We start from the raw sequence: 19,940 nt of genomic DNA on the forward strand, positions 1-19,940 counted from the left end.
CGACGTCCTTCTCCTCACAGCGCCTCCAGCACCTCCCGTATCCGTATGGCCGCCCCCGCGTCGAGCGGCTCGTCACCGTCCTGCGCCAGCCGGGGCAGAAAGCCGGACAACACCGCCAGCTGCCGCTCGTCGCGGGCCGCCCGCCGGATCCAGCCGACCAGCGCGTCCTCGGCCGCCCCGGCCGACCTGGCCCAGGTCAGCGCGGCCCGCAGCAGCTCGGCCAGCCGGGCCGCGCATCCCGGGTGGGCGGCCAGCAGCGCGGTGGCCAGCGGCCAGGCGGCGTACGGCTCCAGCTCGGGCACCTCCCGCAGCCCCCACAGATGGGAGGTGCGGGTGGTGACCGCGCGCAGCACCGTCAGCAGCGCCAGATCCCGGCGGGGCCGACGGGTGTCGCGCAGCCAGTGGGTGAGGCCCGCCAGCACGGTCTCCGGCTCGGTCCCGGCCAGCAGCCGCAGCGCGCTGTACGAGGTGGTCCGGCCGCCGTCCGCGCACGCGATCCGGCCCAGTTCCTCCAGGGACGCCGGGACCGACCCCGCCGCCAGGCCGTAGCCGTGGGCGAGTGCCGCGGTCTCACGCTCCCCCTCGTCGTCACCGCGCGCCCAGTCGCGCAGCAGGCCGTCCACGGCGGGGCGGACGTCCGCGGCGCGGGACGCCTCGGCAAGCGCGGTGGCCGCCGCCATCCGCTGCACCGGGCTGTCGGTGCGGACCAGTGGCAGCAGCAGCTCGACGTAGCCGTAGAGGTAGTCGCGGGCGCACAGCACACCCGCGGCGACCGCCGCGCGCACCCACACCTGGGGGCGCGGGTCGTCGCACAGCGCACGCAGCCAACGGGCCATCGGGCCGCGCAGGTTGTGGTGGCCGTCCCACGCCTCGTACAGCACCGCGGGCGCCAGCCGCCGCCCCTGGAACCACACCGCGCGGACCGGGACCGACGCGTCCCCGAGGTCCTCCACCCCGTCGCCGCACACCGCGCGTGCCGTGGCCGGACCGGCCCCGGGGCGCGCGGCGAACACCGGGCGGCCCGGCGCGTACTGGGGATCCAGCGTGACGGCCAGCTCCCAGGTCAGCAGCTCGGCGGCCTCCGCCGTGAGGCTGTACGCCGAGCCGTTGAAGACGGCGAGCGCGATCCGCACCGCGGCGGCGCGCAGGGCGGGCAGGGCCGCGGGCAGGGTGTCCGGACGGCCTGATTCCGCCAACCACTCGCGGGCCTGGCGCGGTGCGAACGACCGGCAGTGCTCCAGCAGCCGCTCGTCCGACAGCCTGCCCTCGGCATGCGCGGCCAGATGGCGGGCGAGCCGGGCGGCCTCACCGGGCCGCGGCTCGTCCAGGCCGAGCGCCTCGGCCACCTCGGGCCGTACGGCGGTCGCGCGGGCCAGATCGAGCAGTTCGGCCGGGCCGTCCCGGAGCAGCTCGGTCAGATGGCGGTCGAGTACGCCGGTGGCGGCCGGGGGCTCGTACGACATGGCGTGGCGGCGGTCGCGCAGCAGCCGGTCGGCGGCGGAGCCGGCCGCCACGAGGACGACGCAGAACGCCTCGCGCTCGGCGACATGGGCGCGCAGCCGGTCCAGCAGGTGGTCCGGTGGCGTCTCGGCGTACTCGGGGTGCTCGGGGTGCTCGGGGTGCTCGGGGTGCTCGGGGTGCTCGGCGGGGAGTTCGAGGAGATAGCCGTGGCCCCGCTCGATCTTCTCCCCGCCTGCGGTGCCGTGGAGGATGCCGGGGCCGAGCCGACAGACACCGCCGCCGGTCGCTCCGGCGAGCTCGGCGAGGAGCGCGAGCCCGGTCCAGGCGCGGCCGGTGCCGTGTTCGCCGCACAGTGCGAGGAGGCCGGTGCGCCGCAGATGCTCGCGCATCCCGGCGTAGCCGGGGACCGTCCGGTAGATCCCGCGCAGCCGCTCCAACTCCTCGCGGGGCACGGGCCCTTCGGGGAGGGGGCGCGGCAAGGGCTCGGCGCAGATCCGGGCCGGGCCGACGGCGATATGGAGATGCGCGCGCGCCTCGCGCGCCGTGCGGGCGCCGCCCGCCTCGCCCGCGCCGTCCAGCGGGCTGCCCTTCGGGATGTCCAACTGCCGAAGGCCCGGGTCCGCCGGGACGTCGACGCCTTCCGGTCCGCTCATCGCCCGCCGTCCTTCATGCCGTGGCCCCCGTCGTCCGCGTCGTCCGCGTCGTTCCCGTGGTTCTCGTGGTTCTCGTGGTTCTCGTGGTTCTCGTGTTTCTCGTCGACCTGCGGGTGACCGTGGTGGCTGTGGATGCCCGAAGCGGGCGGCGGGGTCTCTCCCCCTGCCCGCCCCGCCGCCCTTCTCCGGTGCCGGGCGCTGAGCCGTGTGCACCCCCGTCGCACACGGTCCCGCTCCCTGTGCCGCCTCCAGCGTCCCCGGGGAGCGGTGCGACGGCTGTAGCCGTTTACACAGTCGAGGGATATTGGTGTGCGCGGCCGACGCCGGCGCTCAGGTGTACGCGCCCGGCGCCCGCGCTCATTCGCGGGGGCGCACCGGGATGTGCTCCCCCGTCGCGCGCCCCTCGGCCAGCAGCCGCAGCAGTCCGATGTCCATGACCACGAAGCGGCGTGAGGCGGTCCGGACGACGCCTTGGGCGCGCAGCAGCCGCAGCGCCTTGGCGACCGCCTCCCGGGTCGAGCCCACGGCGGCCGCGATGTCGTGCTGCGGCAGCGGCAGATCGACGGCGATGGCGCCGTCGGGGCCGGGGTGGCCGGTGCGTTCGGCGAGTTCGACGAGCCGGGCGGACAGCCGCTGCAGCACCTTCTCGGAGGCCAGTGAGCGCCGCTCGCCGTCGGAGCTGCGCAGCCGTGAGCTGAACTGACGCATGATCAGTACCGTCGCGACCGGACGGGCGGCCAGATAGGCGCGGAACCGGTCGCCGGAGACGACCACCGCCTCCATCCGGCCGAGCGCGGTGACCGTGGCGCTGCGCGAGCCGTGGTCCACCGCGGCCTGGTCCCCCACGACCTCGCCCGCCCCGCGCAGCGCCAGTATCAGCCGGACGCCGCGCTCGGTCTCCACGGAGACGGTGGCCCAGCCGGAGGTGATCGCGACGACGAAGGTCGTACGGTCGTGCTCGCGCAGCACGACCTGGGAGGGTTCGTACGTCCGGGGTCTGCCGAGAGCGAGCAGCGCGCGCCGGTCGTCCGCCGGAAGCGCGTGGAGAAACGGCCGTCCGTCCTCGAAGAGACTCATCCGCCCTCCCCCGCTCTGCTGGTCGTCGTCAGGCTTGCGGAGAACCGATGGATTGACCAGCACGCTAGGCAGATGGCACGGGCACGTCAATGGGGGCGCGCCGCAAGGAGCTGATCTCCGCCGACAGGGTGATCGTCCCGGCCGCCTCCGCCGATGTGCGCGGCGATCCGCCCGACGAGCTGATCGACGCCCTACGGGAGGCCCATGGGCGCGGCGCCCGCATCCTCTCGCTGTGCTCGGGCGCGTTCACGCTCGCCGCGACCGGCCTCCTCGACGGCCGTACGGCGGCCACCCACTGGATGTACGCGGCCCTGTTCGCGGAACGCTGTCCGGCCGTGCGCATCGACCCGTCCGTCCTCTACGTCGGCCCCGGCGATGTCCTCATCACCGGGCACCCCCGGCCCGCCGCGGCCCCCTGACCGGGGCGCTGTGGACCCGCCGCGGCCCCCCGACCGGGCGCCGTGGACCGGCCGCGGCTACAGACGCGGATCCACGGGCTCGGACTCCAGAGCGAGCACCGCGAACACGGCCTCGTGCACACGCCACAGCGGCTCGCCCTCCGCCAGCCGGTCCAGCGCCTCAAGTCCCAGCGCGTACTCCCGGAGCGCGAGCGACCGCTTGTGGCCCAGATGGCGCACGCGCAGCCGGTCCAGATTTTCCGGGCGGGTGTACTCCGGGCCGTAGATGATCCGCAGATACTCCCGGCCCCGGCACTTGACGCCCGGCTGGACCAGCCGGCCGTCGCCCTTGCGGACGAATCCCTGGAGCGGTTTGACGACCATGCCCTCACCGCCCGCCCCCGTCACGTCCAGCCACCACCGCACACCCGCGGCCACCGACGCGTCGTCCTCGGTGTCGACGACGAGACGGCGGGTGGGAGCGAGCAGCCGGTGCGCGGAGTCAGCCGGCCGCTCGGCCTCGATCATCCGGTCGATCATGGCGAGCTGCTGGTCGTGCGGGAGCGCGGCGAGGCCGCGGCCCTGGGCGGCCAGGATCTGGAACGGTGCCATCCGGATACCGTCCAGCCCGTCGACCGGCCAGCAGTAGCGCCGGTACGCATCGGTGAACGCGGCCGCGTCCGACGCACGTTCGCGCTGCTTGGCGAGCAGGGCGGACACCTCCACGCCGCGCGACGCCGCGCCCTCCAGCGCCGAGAGCACGCCCGGGAAGACGGCGCGGGAGGCCGCGCCCACCGCCGCGTACTGGTTGCGCAGCAGCCCCTCGGCCTTGAGCGACCACGGCATCAACTCGGCGTCCAGCAGCAGCCAGTCGGTGTCCAGCTCCTGCCACAGGCCAGCGCCGTCGACGCTGTCACCCAGCCTGCGCAGGATGGTCTCGGTGAGCCGCTGGTCGTCGAAGAACGGCCGCCCCGTGCGCGTGTACACCGCGCCGGACACCCCGTCGGGCGCGCCGAAGCGCTTCTGTGCGACCTCCGCGTCACGGCAGACCAGCGCCACCGCCCGGGAGCCCATGTGCTTCTCCTCGCAGATCACCTGGCGCACCCCGTCCGCCCGGTAGGCGGCGAACGCCTCCGTCGGATACTCCAAGTAGCCCTCCTCTTTGGAGGTGGCGCAGGGCGCCATGGTGGGCGGGAGATAGCCGAGCAGCCGGGGGTCGACGGCGAAGCGGCTCATGACCTCCAGCGCCGCCGCCGCGTTCTCCTCCTTGACCGCGATCCGGCCCATGTGCCGCGTCTCCACGACACGGCGGCCGTGTACGTCGTCCAGGTCGAGCGGGCGGCCGGCCGCGCCGCCCGGGGCCTCGTTCGACAGCGGTTTGACCGGCTCGTACCAGACCCGCTCGGCCGGAACGTCCACCAGCTCGCGCTCCGGCCAGCGCAGCGCGGTCATCCGGCCGCCGAAGACGCAGCCGGTGTCGAGGCAGAGGGTGTTGTTGAGCCAGGAGGCGGTGGGGGTGGGGGTGTGGCCGTAGACGACGGCGGCCCGGCCGCGGTAGTCCTCGGCCCACGGATAGCGCACGGGCAGGCCGAACTCATCGGTCTCGCCGGTCGTGTCCCCGTACAGGGCGTGCGAGCGGACCCGTCCGGAGGTGCGGCCGTGGTACTTCTCGGGCAGCCCGGCGTGACACACCACCAGCGCCCCACCGTCCAGCACATAGTGGCTGACCAGCGACTCGATGAAGCCCCGCACCCGGTCGCCGAATGCCGGGTCCTCGGTGTGCGCGCGCGCCAGCTGCTCGACGGTCTCGGCGAGGCCATGGGTGAGCTGGACCTTGCGGCCCTTGAGATAGCGGCCGAGCTTGTTCTCGTGGTTGCCGGGCACGCACAGGGCCGCGCCGGAGGCGACCATGCCCATCACCAGCCGCAGCACGCCCGGGCTGTCCGGACCGCGGTCGACGAGGTCGCCGACGAAGACGGCCGTACGGCCCTCGGGGTGGGCGGCGTCGACCGGGCGGCCGAGCTCATCGCGGTGCAGGGCGTAGCCGAGCTCGCCGAGCAGGGTCTCCAGCTCGGAGCGGCAGCCGTGGATGTCGCCGATGATGTCGAACGGTCCGGTGAGATGGCGCAGATCGTTGTAGCGGCGCTCGATCGCGATCTCCGCGGCCTCGACCTCCTCCGCGCCCCGCAGGACATGCACCTTGCGGAACCCCTCGCGCTCCAGGGACTTCAGAGAGCGGCGCAGCTCTCGGCGCTGGCGCGGGATGACGTGGGAGGGCAGACCGGCGCGGTCGGGGCGCTCGGCGTTGCGCCGCGCGCACTCGCTCTCGGGGATGTCGAGGACGATCGCGACCGGGAGGACATCGTGCTCGCGCGCCAGCTTGATGAGGCTGCGGCGGGCCTCGGACTGGACATTGGTCGCGTCGATGACGGTCAGCCGACCGGCGGCCAGCCGCTTGCCCGCGATGTAGTGGAGGACGTCGAACGCGTCGGGCGTGGCGCTCTGGTCGTTCTCGTCGTCGGAGACCAGACCGCGGCAGACGTCGGAGGAGACGATCCGGGTGGGCAGGAAGTGGCGCCGGGCGAAGGTGGATTTACCGGAGCCGGTGGTGCCGATCAGAACCACGAGAGAGAGGTCGGGCACGCCGAGGCTGCGCTTGACGGTGGTGACGCCGGTCATGCGGCCGCCTCCTTCGTGGTCGTGGTGGCCGTCGCGGCCACGGTGCTGTGCTTGCTGTTGTCGGTGCTGTCGGTGCTGTCGGTGCTGTTGTCGGTGCTGTCGGTGCTGTCGTCCGGGCCGATGCGGAAGAGCGCGAGCTGGGTGGGCGGGCCGACCTCGGGGTCCTCGGGGCCGACGGGGCGGAACTCCACGGCGTAGCCATGCCGTCCGGCGACCTCCCGCGCCCAGCCGCGGAACTCCTCCCGCGTCCACTCGAAGCGGTGGTCGGGGTGGCGCACGTGCCCGGCGGGCAGGGTCTCCCAGCGCACGTTGTACTCGACGTTGGGTGTGGTCACCACGACGGTCCGGGGCCGTGCGGCACCGAACACCGCGTACTCCAGCGCGGGCAGCCGCGGCGGATCCACATGCTCGATCACCTCGCTGAGCACCGCGGCGTCGTACCCGGTCAGCCTGGTGTCGGTGTACGCGAGCGAGCCCTGCATCAGCTTCAGCCGCGCCGACTGCCGCTCGGGCATCCGGTCCAGCCGCAGCCGCCGCGCCGCCTCGTTCAGCGCGCGCATCGATACATCGACACCAACGATCTCGGTGAACCTCGCCTCCTTGAGGAGCGCTGCAAGCAACTGGCCCTGACCGCATCCGAGATCGACCACCCTGGCCGCCTCGGCGCCACGCAGGGCGTCGAGTATCGCCTCGCGTCGCCGTACGGTCAGCGGCACCGGCTTCTCGGCGCCTTCCTCGCCTTCCGCGTCCCCTTCCTCCTCCGCGCCCTCGGCCGTCGGCTCGGCGACGGCGTTGTCGATCTCCTCCACCTCGGTGTCGTCCGCCTCCGCGAGCCGCGCCAGCTCCAGGCGCTCCATCGCGCTGCGCGTCAGCGACCAGCGGCGGGCCAGATAGCGGTTGCTGATCAGCCGCTGCTCGGGGTGGTGCTCCAGCCAGCCCTCGCCGGAGCGCAGCAGCTTGTCCACCTCGTCGGGGGCGACCCAGTAGTGCTTGGCGTCATCGAGCACCGGCAGCAGCACATACAGATGGCGCAGCGCCTCGGCCAGCCGCAGCTCGCCCTCCAGCACCAGCCGGACATACCGCGAGTCGCCCCACCGCGGGAACTCCTCGTCCAGCGCGACCGGCTCGGCCGCCACCGTCCAGCCCAGCGGTCCGAAGAGCCGCTGGACCAGCTCGGCACCGCCGCGGGCGGGCAGCGCGGGCACCTCGATCCGCAGCGGCAGGGCCCGCTGCGGCAGCTCGGGCCGCGCCTTGCACTGCCCCCGGAGCGCGCTGGAGAAGACGGCGCTGAGCGCGACCGCCAGCAGGGAGGAGGCGGCATAGGGACGGTCGTTGACGTACTGCGCGAGCGCGGAGTCCGGCGCACCGCCCCGGCCCTTGCCACGGCCCCGCCGCACCAGCGCCACGGGATCCACTTCCAGCAGCAGCGCCGCGGTGCAGCGCTCGTCGGTCGCCTCGGGATAGAGGACATGCGCGGTGCCGTGGGAGGTGGAGAACCGCTGCGCCTTGTCGGGATGCTTGTGCAGCAGGAACCCGAGGTCGGTCGCGGGGCGCTCGGCGGTGCCGGTGGTGGTTATCGTCAAGAACACCCGTCCGAGTATCCCTGGGCGGAGGCCGGGTCACCTAATGATTTGTCACCACCGCGGCCAGCTCGGCGATCCGGCCCGGCCCCACGCGGCAGCAGCCGCCGATGAGCCGCGCCCCGGCGTCCTGCCATGCCTTCACCCGCGCCGGGTCAAAGGTCGCCCGCCCGCGCCAGCTCCGCGCCTCGGCATCCCACTCCTCTCCGCTGTTCGGATAGACCACCACCGGCTTTCCGGTGGTGTCGGCCGCGATCTCCACGGCCCGGTCGGCGTCGCCCGGCTCACAGCAGTTGACCCCGACGGCGATCACCTGGTCGTTCCCCGCGGCGAGGGCGAAGGCGTCCCTGAGGGCCTGCCCGGCCCGGGTGGCCTCCCCCGCGATGCTGTACGACAGCCATACGGGCACCCCGCACCCCTCGACGGCCCGCAGCATGGCCGCCGCCTCGTCGGCGTCCGGCACCGTCTCCAGCGCCAGCACATCGGGCCCGGCCCCGGCCAGCGCCTCGATCCTCGGCCGGTGGAACCGCTCCAGCTCGTCCACGCTCAGCCCGTACCGCCCGCGGTATTCGCTGCCGTCCGCCAGCATCGCCCCATAGGGGCCGACGGAGGCCGCCACCCATACCGGCGCCGCGGCCCGGCCGCCCGCGCCCGACGCCTCGGCCGCCCCTCCGGCAACCCCTTCGGCGGCTCCCCCGGCCGCCGTGCGGGCCAGTTCGACGCTGCGCCGCAGCAGCGCCGCCGCCTCCTCGCGCCCGATGCCCCGGCGGGCGAAGCCCTCATAGGTCGCCTGATAGCTGCTGGTGATGAGCACCCGTGCGCCCGCCCGCGCATAGGCGGTGTGCGCCGCCTCGATCTGCCCCGGGTCATCGGCGAGCAGCCGAGCCGACCACAGCTCATCGGACAGATCGCAGCCCTGCGCCTCCAGCTGGTTGGACAGCCCGCCGTCGAGGACGAGCGCTCCGCCTTCCAGCGCGGCGGCGAGTGACGGACGAGGGACAGACATCACAGGTGCTCCTGGTGGTTCGCTCACCCCAGCTGGGACTGGACCTGGGATGAAATCAGCTCAAGGTGATCGAGGTCGTCGAGGTCCAGAATCTGGAGATAGATCCGGGAGGCGCCGGCCTCCGCATAGCGGCCGATCTTCTCGACGACCTCGGCCGGGGAGCCCGCCAGACCGTTCTCCTTCAGCTCCTCGACCTTCCGGCCGATCACCGCGGCCCGCCGGGCGACCTCGGCGTCGTCCTTGCCCATGCAGGCGACCAGCGCGTTGGAGTACACCAGGTCGTCGCCCTTGCGGCCGGCGGCCTCGGCCGCCGCCCGGACCCGGCCGAACTGCCGCTCACTGTCCTCGACCGAGGCGAACGGCATATTGAACTCGTCCGCGTACTGCGCGGCCAGCCGCGGGGTGCGGGTCGCCCCGTGGCCGCCGATCAGCACCGGCACCTTGCTCTGCGCGGGCTTGGGCAGCGCCGGGGAGTCGGTCAGCCGGTAGTGGGCACCTTCATGGCTGAAGGTCTCGCCGACCGGCGTCCGCCACATACCGGTGACGATGGCCAGCTGCTCCTCCAGCCGTGCGAACTTCTCCTTCGGGAAGGGGATCCCATAGGCCCGGTGTTCCTCCTCGAACCAGCCCGCGCCCAGGCCCAGCTCGACCCGGCCGCCGGACATCTGGTCGACCTGCGCGACCTGGATCGCGAGCACACCGGGCAGCCGGAAGGTGGCGGCGGTCATCAAGGTGCCCAGCCGGATCCGCTGGGTCTCGCGGGCCAGCCCGGCCAGGGTGATCCAGGCGTCTGACGGGCCCGGCAGCCCGTCGACGCTCCCCATGTGCAGGTAATGATCCGACCGGAAGAAGGCGTCGAAGCCAAGGTCCTCGGCCGCCTTGGCGACGGTGAGCAGGGTGTCGTAGCTCGCCCCCTGCTGGGGCTCGGTGAAGATGCGAAGATCCATGTCCTCCATCCTGCCTTCTCATGCCGCACCACCCCATTCCCCACCCCACTCCAGCCCCGTGAGATGCCTGAGCATCCCGTGGACCCGGTCCCTGGCCTCGTCGGCCGCGTCGATCGCCTCCACGCACTGCCAGTACAGCGCCTCCTCTTCGGTATTGGAGGCGACGCCGACCAGCGCGAACCCCGCCTCCGCGAGCAGATCCCCCAGCGCCAGCAGCACCTCTCTCGGATCCCGCACCTCCGACAGCTGCGCGGCCCGTAACCCCCCGCCTCCGCTGTGCAGCGTGGGATGGTGCAACGCGGGGTGGAACAGGGCGCCGCGCGCCCTTCCTCCCGCCTCGCACAGACCGCGCGCCTCCGCCCGCGCGGCCGCCGGGCCGCTCACCACGAAATATCCGCCGACCGCCTCCGCCAGCGCCTGGACCTGCCAGGCCTCGGCCACGATGTCGTGCACGCTTCCGGCCTTCGCCAGGGCGTGCCGGGTGACACCGATCAGCCGCATCGCGTCCATGCCCCGTACCCCTCTCAACGGACTTTCCGCACCCGTCACTCCTCCACTACCCAGAGTGATGACTAACAGGCCGAAAAGCTAGGGGAATTCAGGAATCTGTTGACAACAGTTGCGCTGTGGATAACCTCATCACTACGTAGAGTGACGATCGGGGTGTGGAGACACCGTCGCCGGGAAGCGACCCTCGTTGCGGTCGATCTTCGCGGAGAGCGCAGCGAGCGCGTCGATCCCCAACACCTCGCAGAACTGCAGCAGATACGCGAGCACATCGGCGACCTCGTCCTCGACCCGGGCCGCCGTCCCCGCGTCCTCCATCACCCGCGCCGACTGCTCCGGCGTCAGCCACTGGAAGATCTCCACCAGCTCGGACGCCTCGACGCTCAGCGCCGCCGCGAGGTTCTTGGGCGTGTGGTACTGCTGCCAGTCGCGCGCCGCCGCGAACGCGGCCAGCCGGCGCTGCAGCCCCGCCACTTCGAGGCCGTCGGATCGTCGCTCGCACTCATGGGACTCGGTCACGCCCCCAGGTTTACCACCGTGGCGGGGGCGCCCCCGAGCGCCCCCGTCACGTCCCCCACCGTGCCGACGAGCCGGATGTGCCCCCGTGCGCACATCCGGGCCGCCACCCCCAGGAGCTCCCGCGCCTGCCGCCGGTCCAGACACCGGTCGAACCCGTCGGCCAGCACCGTCAGCACCTGCCGCGCGGGCAGCACATCCGCCGCCGGGTCCACCGCCAGCACCCCCGGCCCGGTCAGCAGCACCAGCGCGAGCGCGATGTACCGCAGCTCGCCGTCCCCCAGCCGCTCCACGGGCATCGCCCCGAGCTCCCCCTGCTCCAGCAGGGCGCGCACCACCCCGTCCGCGCGCCCCTCCGTCACCAGGCCCTCGACCGGCCCCGAGCACCCCGCCCGGACCGCCGCGACCAGCGCCGCGTGACGCGTGCCGCACTCCCGGCTGGTGCGCCGCAGCACCGCCGCCAGGTTCTCGCAGCCGCCGCGCAGCCGGCCGTCCCGCGGCGCCGCCGGCGCCCGCATCCGGTCCGGTCGCGGATCGCAGGGGAAGACCGAGCGCAGCGCGATGACGACCTGCTCGGCGGCGGCCAGCGCGAGCCGCTGCCCCTCGGTCGTGCCCGCCACCCGCAGCGGCAGCAGCGAGGTGGCCAGCCGGTCGTCGGGCAGCGGGGCGCGGGTGACCGCGACCGCCCCCGCCGTATGCCAGGCGGCCTGGACGCAGCGCCGCCCCGGGTCGCGCAGCGCCGTCTCCAGCAGGGTCTCCCCCGCGCCCGTCATCCGCTCGCCGACGATCCGCAGCTCGGGCTCCGCCTGTACGGCGACATCGAGCCGTACGGGCCCCACCGGGCCGTCCACGGTGCAGCCGATGCGGAAGCCGCGCCGCCCCTGCCGGTCCGGCCGGGCCCAGCGCGGGATGTACGCCGCCGGATCGCGGAACACCTCCGCGAGCCGGGCGCCGCCCGCGAGCCGCGCGAGCGCCGCGTACGCCTCCAGCACACCGGACTTACCGCTGCCGCTGGGCCCGGAGATCAGGGTCAGCGGCCCCAGCGGGAAGGCGGCACGGCGGTGCCTCTTGAAGGCCGACAGCCTCAACTCGGAGACAACGGGCCGCAGTTCGGTCCTGGCGGGCAGCAGCCCGGATGCGCTCATGCCTGGAACATATCTGTGGGACATAGCGCGGAACCGTTACGCCTTCCGTATCTTCCTACCATCGGGGGATAGCCGCGGTGGCCGATGATGACCCTGGGCAAGGAGATGCCCCGAGAAAATGGAGTGGCCCGTGCGACCGCGCGTACGAAAGGCTCCCCTCAGGAACGCCGGAACGACCGGCTGATCACGCCAATCGGGAAGCGAGAAGCACATGGGCGGGACGGACAGGGCGCACGGCATACTGGCGCCGGGCGGCGAAGTCACGGTCGGACTCGTCAAACACCCCCGCCCCGACGTCCGCTACCCCGCGACCGTCGTCGCCGACGACGGGACCCGCGTCACCGTGCGCGCACCGTGGGCCGGAGCGGCGGTCCGGGACTTCGGGTTCGTCCGCTTCGAGCACGGTGACGTCTTCACCGAGCACTTCTGGCGCGACCGCTGGTACGCGGTCAAGGAGGTCCGCACCGTGTCCGGTGCGCTCAAGGGCTGGTACTGCGATGTGACCCGCCCCGTCGTCGTCGAAGCCGGAACCCTCGCCGTCACGGACCTGGACCTCGACCTGTGGCTCTCGGCGGACCGGGGGACGGTGCTGCGCCTCGACGAGGACGAGTTCCTGGAGAGCGGCCTCGCCGACCGCGACCCGGCCGCCGCCGACCAGGCCCGCCGCGCCCTCGACGAGCTCGAACGGCTCGCCCGCGGCGGCGGCTTCGACGCCCTCCTCGCCCTGGACAACTCACAGGACGGCCGTGGCTGACAACACCTTCTGGATCGCCGCCCTCACCGGCGGCACCGCCGTCCTGGCCAGCTGGGTCACCAGCCGGGGCAACACCCGGGCCGCCCGGATACAGGCGGACACCGCGGCGCGCGCCCAGCAGACGGAGCGGCTGCGCGAGAGCAGGCGCACGGCCTACCTTGACCTGGTCGAACAGACCCACAGCATCGCCGAGTTGTACTGGGAAGTCGCCGCCGTCCAGCGGACCGGCGAGGCCCAGCGCCGCCCCGCCGTCCTGGACGAGCTGGCCGAGCGCGAGCGCGACGAGTACGGCAAGCTGCGCCGCTGCGTACGCGTGGTCGAGCTGGAGGGCCCAGCCGCCGCAGCCGCCGCGGCGAACGCGCTGCAGAAGGCGACCGGCCCGTTCCACCGGGCTCTTGGCGCCATGCGCTCCGACGAGCCGGAGGCGCTGCAGCGCTTCCACGACGCTTTCAGACCATTCTGGGCCACCCTCACGGACTTCGTCGACGCCGCGAAGGCGGCCCTCCACGAGGTGTAGACGCGGCGCCAGAGACGACGCCCAGCCGGGGCGCGCTCCCTCGCTCCTGGACCGCGCCGACGAGGCGAGCCGGAGGCATCGAGTGCCCGGAACTCCGCCCTGCGGTCAACCAGCGGCCGAGAAGAACCCCGGTGGGTCACCCCCGCGTGCGGCGCGCCCCCAGAGGGCGGAGGAACCGGCTGGGTTCCCCGTTCCAGGAGATGGTGAGAGCGTCGCGCGACCTGGTCGCGGCGACGAACAACAGGAGCGCGCCCGTTGCAGTTCACGCTTGTGACGGGACCGGTCGGTCTGTTCCCACGCGTCCACGGACGAGCGCGGGACAAGACCCTCGGAGACACCGGCGGTGATCACGCGGCGGTACTCGAGTCCCTTGAAGCGGTACATGGTGCCGACGTGCACGCCCTCGTCGCGCCTCGGTCCCTCTGGAGTGATCTCGCGGACATGATGCCCCGGCGGCTGAGCCGGGAGACGACGTCGTCCACCATCTCGTTGGTAGGGACACAGACCGCGACGGACTCACGCGGGATGTCGTGCCACGCCTGAAGCTGCTCCACCACAAGGTCGAGCTCCTCGTCCCAGCTCGCGGCATCTCGCAGCGACGGACGCATACCATGCAGCACCGACCGGTATCCGGCCAGGTCTTCGGTGCTGCCGTCGAGGTCGTCGTAGTCGTCCCCTCCAGGACGCCGATCGCGGACCCCAGGATCTCCCGCGTCGTGCGGTAGCTGAGGGTCAGCTTGGCCGAACGGCCCCGGATGTTGACGCCCAGGCTGCCGAGGGTGACCTGGTTGTCGTAGATCCTCTGGTGGGTGTCGCCGACGAGGAAGATGTCGTTCGGCTGCTGCGGCGCCATCGCGCGCAGCATCTTCCAGTGCGCGGCGCTGAGGTCCTGGGCCTCGTCGACGACGATGTGCCGGTAGCGGTAGCGCAGCCATGCGCCGGTCCCGGACTCCACGTGGACGTTGCCCGGACCACCGCGCTCCTCCCCCTGCCGCCCGGGGCGCGTCCTGTCCGGTACGGACGTCACCTGACTCATCATCACCTATGATACGGAGAGAGGTCTACGCACCGTAGGGGGACAGGTCCGTCACGGCGACTCCGGTCGCCCCGGGTCAGCACGTAGGGGGAAGTTCATGCGCATTCTTCTGAGTATCGAGGGCGGCCTGGCCGACGAACTGGGCACTCTGGAACGGGCGGTGAAGGACGACCTGAGGCGTCAGGGCGTGCGCACAGTCCGCACCACCGGCGAGGTCGAGCAGGGCGCTCTGGGCGCCATCGAGGTGCTGCAGTTCTTCGGGGAGAACGTCGCGCTGCCGGTGGTGCTCGCGGCCCTCCAGCAATACGTGACCGACCGCCTGCGCGGTCCGCGGCGCGGCGGGCTCAAGTTCGAGGTGGTCCGGACGGACCTCCCGGACGGCACCCGCCGCACCGAACTCACCATGGAGGGGGAGCCGAAGGACGTCGCCGCCGCCCTGAAGGAACTGCAGTGAGCGGGGTCCAGGGGAATCCGGACGAGGAGAAGGTCGCTCCCGCCCTGTCCACCGCCCTGCTCCTCGGCGGTGTCAACTACCCCTGGAGCACGTTCGCCCCGGTGCGCGCCGCGGCCACCAACATCGAGCGGCTGAAGGAGGTGTTCGCGAACGCAGACGTCTGGGGTCTGGGTTTCATGCACCTGTTCGACGCGAAGGACATGACCCGCGCCCAAATGCTGGACGCCATCGGCGCCAGTTACAGGACGAGCAAGCCGGGCGGGCTCTACGTCCTCTACTTCGCGGGCCACGGTCACTACGACCGTCGCACCGAGACGCTCTACCTGGCACCGCACGACACCGGCGACGTGCTGACCCCGCAGAACTCCATGGTGTCGGTCGCCGACATCTTCCGCACGGTCGCCGAGGAGGAACCGCTGGCCGAGCGTAAACTCCTGATCCTGGACTGCTGCTTCTCCGGTGGCGCGATCGATTCCGTGCCAACTGAGGCGTCGAACGCGGACACCGAGCGGGGCTGGTTCGTGATGTCCGCCGCCGCGAAGTACCAGACGGCACTCGGCGACTCCGGCAAGGAGACCACCTTCTTCACCGGCGCGCTGCTCACCGCCCTCGAAGGGGTCGCGGAGAACCGGCCGAGCCTGTCCGCCCAGTGGGTCTTCGACACGGTCGGTGACATCCTGAAGGGCTCCCCCGAAGCCGACGGCACCACGCTCCAACAGCCCCAGCAGTCCGCCGCTACCTGGGCGGACCGCCCCTGGCTGCGCAACCGCAAACACGTGGCGCCGCCACCCGTCCCGCACACCTACACCTCCCCGGCCGCCCGGCCAGGCTCCGCGCAGGGTTCGGTGACGGTTCCGCGCCCGGACGGCTTCCGCGCGTGGCCCTCCCCCGTGCCGGACTTCACAGGACGGGACCTGGAACTCGACGATGCCCGCCGGAGGTTCGGGCAGCGGGTGGTGCTCCCCGTGCACGGTCCGCAGTACGCGGGCAAGTCGGCCTTCGTCCGCCAGTTGCTCTCTTCACCCGGCATCAAGGAGGCCGCACCGCCCGGACAGCCCTGGCTGCTGATGGAGATGGTCATCCCCAACCCCAGCGCCGAGTCCCCCGTCCTCGGTGCCCTCGCCGATGCGCTCCAGGTCGGCCTGCAGGACGTCGACCCCGCCACGACCGGCGGCGCCGACGATCCGCGCCGCCAACTGGTCATCGACCGGTTGCGGGAGCACGCCCGCGGCTACACCCTGCTCCTGGTCATCGACTGCGGCCGCCTCGGCTACGACTCCGAGCGAATCAGCGACGAACTCGACGAGCTCCTCGCCCACCCCTATTTCCGCGACACGGCGAACATCGTCATCTCGCGGGTGCCCGTCGAGGTCGAGGGCGGGCAACAACTGACCCAGAAAGCCCCGATACCGCTGGCCGAGCTGACGGACGACGAGGCAGCCGAATTCCTCACCAAGCTCCTGGCTTCGGAGCGGGTTGCCGTTGACGGCGCGAGCGTTCTCCGTCGTATCGAGGACGGACGGCTGCGGCTGCCGGGTGAGCTCTACCGCGGCGCCAACGGTTACCGCACTACCAAGGATTCCGTCACCGGCTCCGCATCCGGCACCCCGACTCCCGACCCGGAGGCCGTGGCCACCGCACTGGTGGAAGGCGCCACCCCGAACCTGGCCCTCACCCTCTCGGAACTGGGCTGCTCCTTCGCCCCGCCTGGCGAGCAGCCGGCCACGCCGGAAACGCTCGCCCTGCTCGCGGTGTGGAGCCTCGCCGACCGGCTGTCACTGCCCCGCCAGGTGCTGGAGTACCCGGCTGTCGCCTTCCCGAGCACGACCCTGAGGATGCTCTTGGACTCCCGGATTCTGTCGGCCGACACCTCGGGCTCCCTCACCATCGGCCAGGCAAGCGAACATGCCCTGCGGACCCTCCTCCTCACCGCGCTCACCGACCCCCACAACGACCCGTTCACACGTCCCGTGCTCGCCCGGAAGCGCGTGAAACTCCTGATACCGCCGGGGCTGACCGAGAACGGCGACCTCGACCGCCGCCTCGCCGCTGCGGCGAGTGTCCTCTTCCCCACCGCCGCCACCGTGCTGGACAAGGACGACGAACAGACCGACGACGTCTTCCAAGCCCAACTGCGCACCGCCCTGGGCTGGATCGAGGACGACGCCGAGAAGCGGTTGCCAGCGCTGCACGAAGTGGTCTGCGACCTGGTCGTCGCCCCCAAGGGCGACGCGCTGTACCTGCCCGGCTCGAAGGAGACCCCGCTCCCCGCGCAGGAAGAGACCACCGAGTTCACCCCCACCAGGCCCGCCGAGCCCCGGCCCACGCCCGCCGCCGAGCCGGTCCCGGCCACGGTCGAGGGCCCCGCCACCGCCCCCACGCCGCACCCGCTCTTCCCGCTCTACCACTCGGTGGCCACCCTCACCTTCGCCGCCCGCCTGGAGGGCGCGGTCGCCGAGCGGGGCGAGATGTTCATGGCGGCCGCCGAGGAAGTCTCCACCGCCCTGGCCGCCTGCCGCCCGGGGCAGGTCCCGCACACCCTGCTGCGTTCCGTCGACACCTCGCTCGACTACACCGGCAAGCGGCTGTGCCTGACCGTCCGGCTCCTCCCGGTACGGATGCAGGCCACCGACCTGGTGTACGAGGGCGCCCTGGAGTGGGGCCCCGGGCAGGCCGGCCGGGTCACCCTGGCCGTCTCCTGGCTGCTCAACACCGCCGAGGCGCTGATCGACGACAACCGGCTCGACGAGGCCAAGGACCTCGTCAACCGGGCGCACCGGCTGGTGACCGAGACGCTCCGGCAGGACGACATCCCGCGCAACATCCAGGCGCGCCTGCAGATGAACAGCCGTGTCTCCCGCGCCCGCAGCCGCCTGCTAACCGACCCGGCGGAGTGCCGCCGGGAGCTCGTCCAGGCGGTACGGAACGCGGTCGCCGGGCTGCGGATCACCTATGAGCAGCATGAGCCGCTCTCCCTATGGTCGATGCGCCTGCTCGACACGGCCGTGCTCCTGCTGCACCAGAGCACCGACGACGAGGAACTCGACGAGACCCGATCCCTGGTGATGGACGCCCTGGACGCATGTTGGGGCGACCGGCGGACCTGGCCGCCCAACCTCTGTGTGGCGGTGGCACGCTTCCTGCGAAAGGTCCACGCCTGGTACTCGGAGCCGGAGAAGACACGGCGTGGTGCCCAGGAGGCGGTGTTCCTCCTGGAGCGGCTCCCCCTGCTCGACCGATGCGACCTCGGCGACCGCGGCCCCCACGAACTGCCCGCCCCGCGCGACCCGGACGCCCGGACGCCCTCCCTGCACGACCAGGACACCGCGGCCGTCCTGAGCGCACTGGCCCAGTGTTACGGCTTCCTAGCACGCGCGCTGCGCGACTGCCAGAAGCACGGCGCCGCGCGCGCCCGGCGGACCAGGGCGGCGGACCGTGCCCTGGCCGCCGTCGAGCTGGCGCCCAGCCCGTTCGCGTACTCGGTGTGGCTGCGGCAGGTCACGGACATCTGGCGGACCACGGCGCGGACCAGCGAGGCCGGCGAGGCGGCGGAGCGGCGCCGTAAGACGTGCGTCCGGGCGGTCCGTACCTGGCTGTCGCAGGAGAACGACCACTCCCGCCCCCATGGCATGCTCGACCTGGCCTGCCTGGATTCCGACTGGATGTCCCAGGGCAGCCTGCGCGGCGCCGCCCAGGCGCCCGGCAAAGACTTCCTGATGGCGCCGCCGGAGACCCAGCAGCGGGAAATCGAGCGGATCTACGGCGAGCGCAGCCGCAAGCTGCGGGACCACCGCCACCGCTACGGTCCGTCGATCGAGCTGTGCGCGATCGAGACCCGGCTGGAGCGCGAGTACCGCCGCTGGACGGGCATCTTGGAGTACAACGTCGCCCGGAAGCAGCACAAGGAGGGCAGAGGCCCTGGGCCGCGCACCAAGGCGCCTGTCGTCGACAACAGCCCCGTCCTCGCCCTCTTCGAGGAGGCGTCCCGCCTCTGGCCCGGCGACGCGCGGCTGATCTCCGCTGAGGCCGCCTTCCACCGGTACGTATGGAGATACGAGAAGGCGATCGAGCGCTACGAGCACCTGGCCCGCACCGCCCCCAACGGCGAGGTCCGCCGGATGGCCCGGCTGTCCTCGGCCGAGGCGATGCTGGCGGAGGTCGCGGACGCCCCGAACCGCTACTCCGCGCAGGTGCAGGACCAGCTCGCGTCGGCCCACCAGCGCCTCAGCTCCGTCATGGGCGGCGGCAGCCGCTTCAGCCTGGCCGCGGTCCTCGGCGCCCGGGTCGCGCTGCGGCTCAACCAGCCGGTGCGGTGGGAGCCCATCGACGAGGCGTTCGAGTCGGTGGTCGGCGGCGACTACGCCGGCACCGTCGGCCGTTTCCTGGACCGCCGCCACTACGGGGAGGAACGCGGCCCTTCTCGGCTGAGCAACCTGGCGCGCATCACCGTCAAGGGCGGCGGCTCCGGGGGCAATTCGCTCTCCAGCCTCTTCACCGACTACCTCGGCGATGAGGAGGCGCCGGCCGCCCCGGAGTCCGCCGAGACGACCACCGACGCGAACTGTCCGACCCCTGCCACCCCGGCCGACCAGGACATGGGGCAGTACAACTCGGAGTTCGTGGGCGAGCTGCTGCTCACCGACTTCACCAGCGTCCAGCTGCTCGATGGCCTGGGCAAGCTCTACCTCGACCGGGCACGTGACGTGGTGGAGCGGTGGGAGCAGGGCGAGGGCAGGCCGCTCGACCCCACCTCCGACACCGCCCGTACGGCCGCCGAGCACGCCCGCCGCGCCTACGACTGCTTCGACGCCTGCCGCCTGCTGCAGGAGGCCCACGGCAATGAGTCCATCGTGATCAAGTTCGAGCGGGGCCGCGCCGTCACCCTGGCCGCCCGCTACGTGCACAACGCCAATCCGTTCCCCCGCACCCTGATGCGCGGGCGAAGGGACCAGATCCTCCTGGCGGCCAACCTCCTGCTGACCGCCCGCGGGCACAGCGTGGGCGGCTTCAACCGGGTCTGCTCCCGAGCGGTCGGCGACAACTACGACGTGCAAACCCGCCTCGGCCTGCGCAAGCCCCCCGTACCGAGGCCAAGGTCCGGGCCCCGGCCGTGAAGCCGCGTAGAGCTCTCTCCCGTGGGGGCCCGGCCCTGGGGGTTCCGGAGCCGCCGCTGCGCGTGGCCTGGTCCGCGTCCACGCCCCGGTGCGCGT

At 72.6% G+C, this 19,940-nt stretch carries 15 protein-coding genes and 1 pseudogene; 5 read left to right on the forward strand and 11 right to left on the reverse strand.

Going from position 1 to position 19,940, the window contains the following annotated elements; translation table 11 throughout:
* Positions 1-14: 14 nt before the first annotated feature.
* From ABZS71_RS03655 to ABZS71_RS03665, 3 genes are all read right to left on the reverse strand, one after another.
* Positions 15-2,114, reverse strand: coding sequence for a hypothetical protein (locus ABZS71_RS03655; RefSeq protein ID WP_356207284.1), 2,100 nt, complete (start codon positions 2,112-2,114; stop codon positions 15-17).
* Positions 2,111-2,338, reverse strand: a complete 228-nt coding sequence (locus ABZS71_RS03660; RefSeq protein WP_356207286.1) for a hypothetical protein — start codon at positions 2,336-2,338, stop codon at positions 2,111-2,113. The genes ABZS71_RS03655 and ABZS71_RS03660 overlap by 4 nt, the downstream gene beginning before the upstream one ends.
* Before the next feature lie 133 nt (positions 2,339-2,471).
* Positions 2,472-3,191 carry a Crp/Fnr family transcriptional regulator gene (locus ABZS71_RS03665; protein ID WP_355850637.1) on the reverse strand — a complete coding sequence of 240 codons (720 nt, stop codon included), beginning with the start codon at positions 3,189-3,191 and terminating at the stop codon, positions 2,472-2,474.
* 89 nt (positions 3,192-3,280) lie between these two features.
* On the opposite strand from ABZS71_RS03665, the gene ABZS71_RS03670 reads away from it, so the two are divergent.
* Complete coding sequence (locus ABZS71_RS03670) at positions 3,281-3,610, forward strand: DJ-1/PfpI family protein (RefSeq protein WP_356207288.1); 330 nt, start codon at positions 3,281-3,283, stop codon at positions 3,608-3,610.
* 57 nt (positions 3,611-3,667) lie between these two features.
* Here the strand turns inward: ABZS71_RS03670 and ABZS71_RS03675 are convergent, their stop codons facing one another.
* The 7 genes from ABZS71_RS03675 to ABZS71_RS03705 form a co-directional block, all read right to left on the reverse strand.
* Positions 3,668-6,268, reverse strand: a complete 2,601-nt coding sequence (locus tag ABZS71_RS03675) for a polynucleotide kinase-phosphatase (protein WP_356207292.1) — start codon at positions 6,266-6,268, stop codon at positions 3,668-3,670.
* Positions 6,265-7,857, reverse strand: coding sequence for a 3' terminal RNA ribose 2'-O-methyltransferase Hen1 (locus ABZS71_RS03680; protein ID WP_356207294.1), 1,593 nt, complete (start codon positions 7,855-7,857; stop codon positions 6,265-6,267). Before ABZS71_RS03680 ends, ABZS71_RS03675 begins: the two co-directional genes overlap by 4 nt.
* A 34-nt stretch (positions 7,858-7,891) precedes the next feature.
* Positions 7,892-8,854, reverse strand: a complete 963-nt coding sequence (gene mmuM, locus ABZS71_RS03685) for a homocysteine S-methyltransferase (RefSeq protein WP_356207297.1) — start codon at positions 8,852-8,854, stop codon at positions 7,892-7,894.
* A 23-nt stretch (positions 8,855-8,877) separates the two neighbouring features.
* Positions 8,878-9,801: an LLM class F420-dependent oxidoreductase gene (locus ABZS71_RS03690; RefSeq protein ID WP_356207300.1), complete on the reverse strand. Its 924-nt coding sequence runs from the start codon at positions 9,799-9,801 to the stop codon at positions 8,878-8,880.
* A gap of 18 nt (positions 9,802-9,819) precedes the next feature.
* Positions 9,820-10,311: a DUF6099 family protein gene (locus ABZS71_RS03695; RefSeq protein WP_356207303.1), complete on the reverse strand. Its 492-nt coding sequence runs from the start codon at positions 10,309-10,311 to the stop codon at positions 9,820-9,822.
* Between the two features lie 132 nt (positions 10,312-10,443).
* Positions 10,444-10,827, reverse strand: coding sequence for a nucleotide pyrophosphohydrolase (locus ABZS71_RS03700; protein WP_355850655.1), 384 nt, complete (start codon positions 10,825-10,827; stop codon positions 10,444-10,446).
* Positions 10,824-11,969: an ATP-binding protein gene (locus ABZS71_RS03705; protein WP_356207305.1), complete on the reverse strand. Its 1,146-nt coding sequence runs from the start codon at positions 11,967-11,969 to the stop codon at positions 10,824-10,826. Before ABZS71_RS03705 ends, ABZS71_RS03700 begins: the two co-directional genes overlap by 4 nt.
* Before the next feature lie 211 nt (positions 11,970-12,180).
* Here ABZS71_RS03705 and ABZS71_RS03710 point away from each other — a divergent pair, with 211 nt between their 5' ends.
* On the forward strand, positions 12,181-12,723 hold the full coding sequence (locus tag ABZS71_RS03710) for a DUF402 domain-containing protein (RefSeq protein ID WP_356207308.1): 543 nt from the start codon (positions 12,181-12,183) through the stop codon (positions 12,721-12,723).
* The gene (locus ABZS71_RS03715; protein WP_355850664.1) at positions 12,716-13,240 is read left to right on the forward strand and encodes a hypothetical protein; all 525 of its coding nucleotides are present in this window, start codon (positions 12,716-12,718) and stop codon (positions 13,238-13,240) included. Before ABZS71_RS03710 ends, ABZS71_RS03715 begins: the two co-directional genes overlap by 8 nt.
* 136 nt (positions 13,241-13,376) lie before the next feature.
* Here ABZS71_RS03715 and ABZS71_RS03720 read toward each other — a convergent pair.
* Positions 13,377-14,234: pseudogene (locus ABZS71_RS03720) on the reverse strand (3'-5' exonuclease); the annotation flags it as partial.
* A gap of 139 nt (positions 14,235-14,373) precedes the next feature.
* On the opposite strand from ABZS71_RS03720, the gene ABZS71_RS03725 reads away from it, so the two are divergent.
* Both ABZS71_RS03725 and ABZS71_RS03730 read left to right on the forward strand, forming a co-directional pair.
* On the forward strand, positions 14,374-14,730 hold the full coding sequence (locus ABZS71_RS03725; protein ID WP_356207310.1) for a hypothetical protein: 357 nt from the start codon (positions 14,374-14,376) through the stop codon (positions 14,728-14,730).
* Complete coding sequence (locus ABZS71_RS03730) at positions 14,727-19,844, forward strand: caspase family protein (protein ID WP_356207313.1); 5,118 nt, start codon at positions 14,727-14,729, stop codon at positions 19,842-19,844. Before ABZS71_RS03725 ends, ABZS71_RS03730 begins: the two co-directional genes overlap by 4 nt.
* Positions 19,845-19,940 lie beyond the last annotated feature (96 nt).

The sequence above is a fragment of the Streptomyces sp. NPDC005393 genome (assembly GCF_040606675.1).
Classification (GTDB): domain Bacteria; phylum Actinomycetota; class Actinomycetes; order Streptomycetales; family Streptomycetaceae; genus Streptomyces.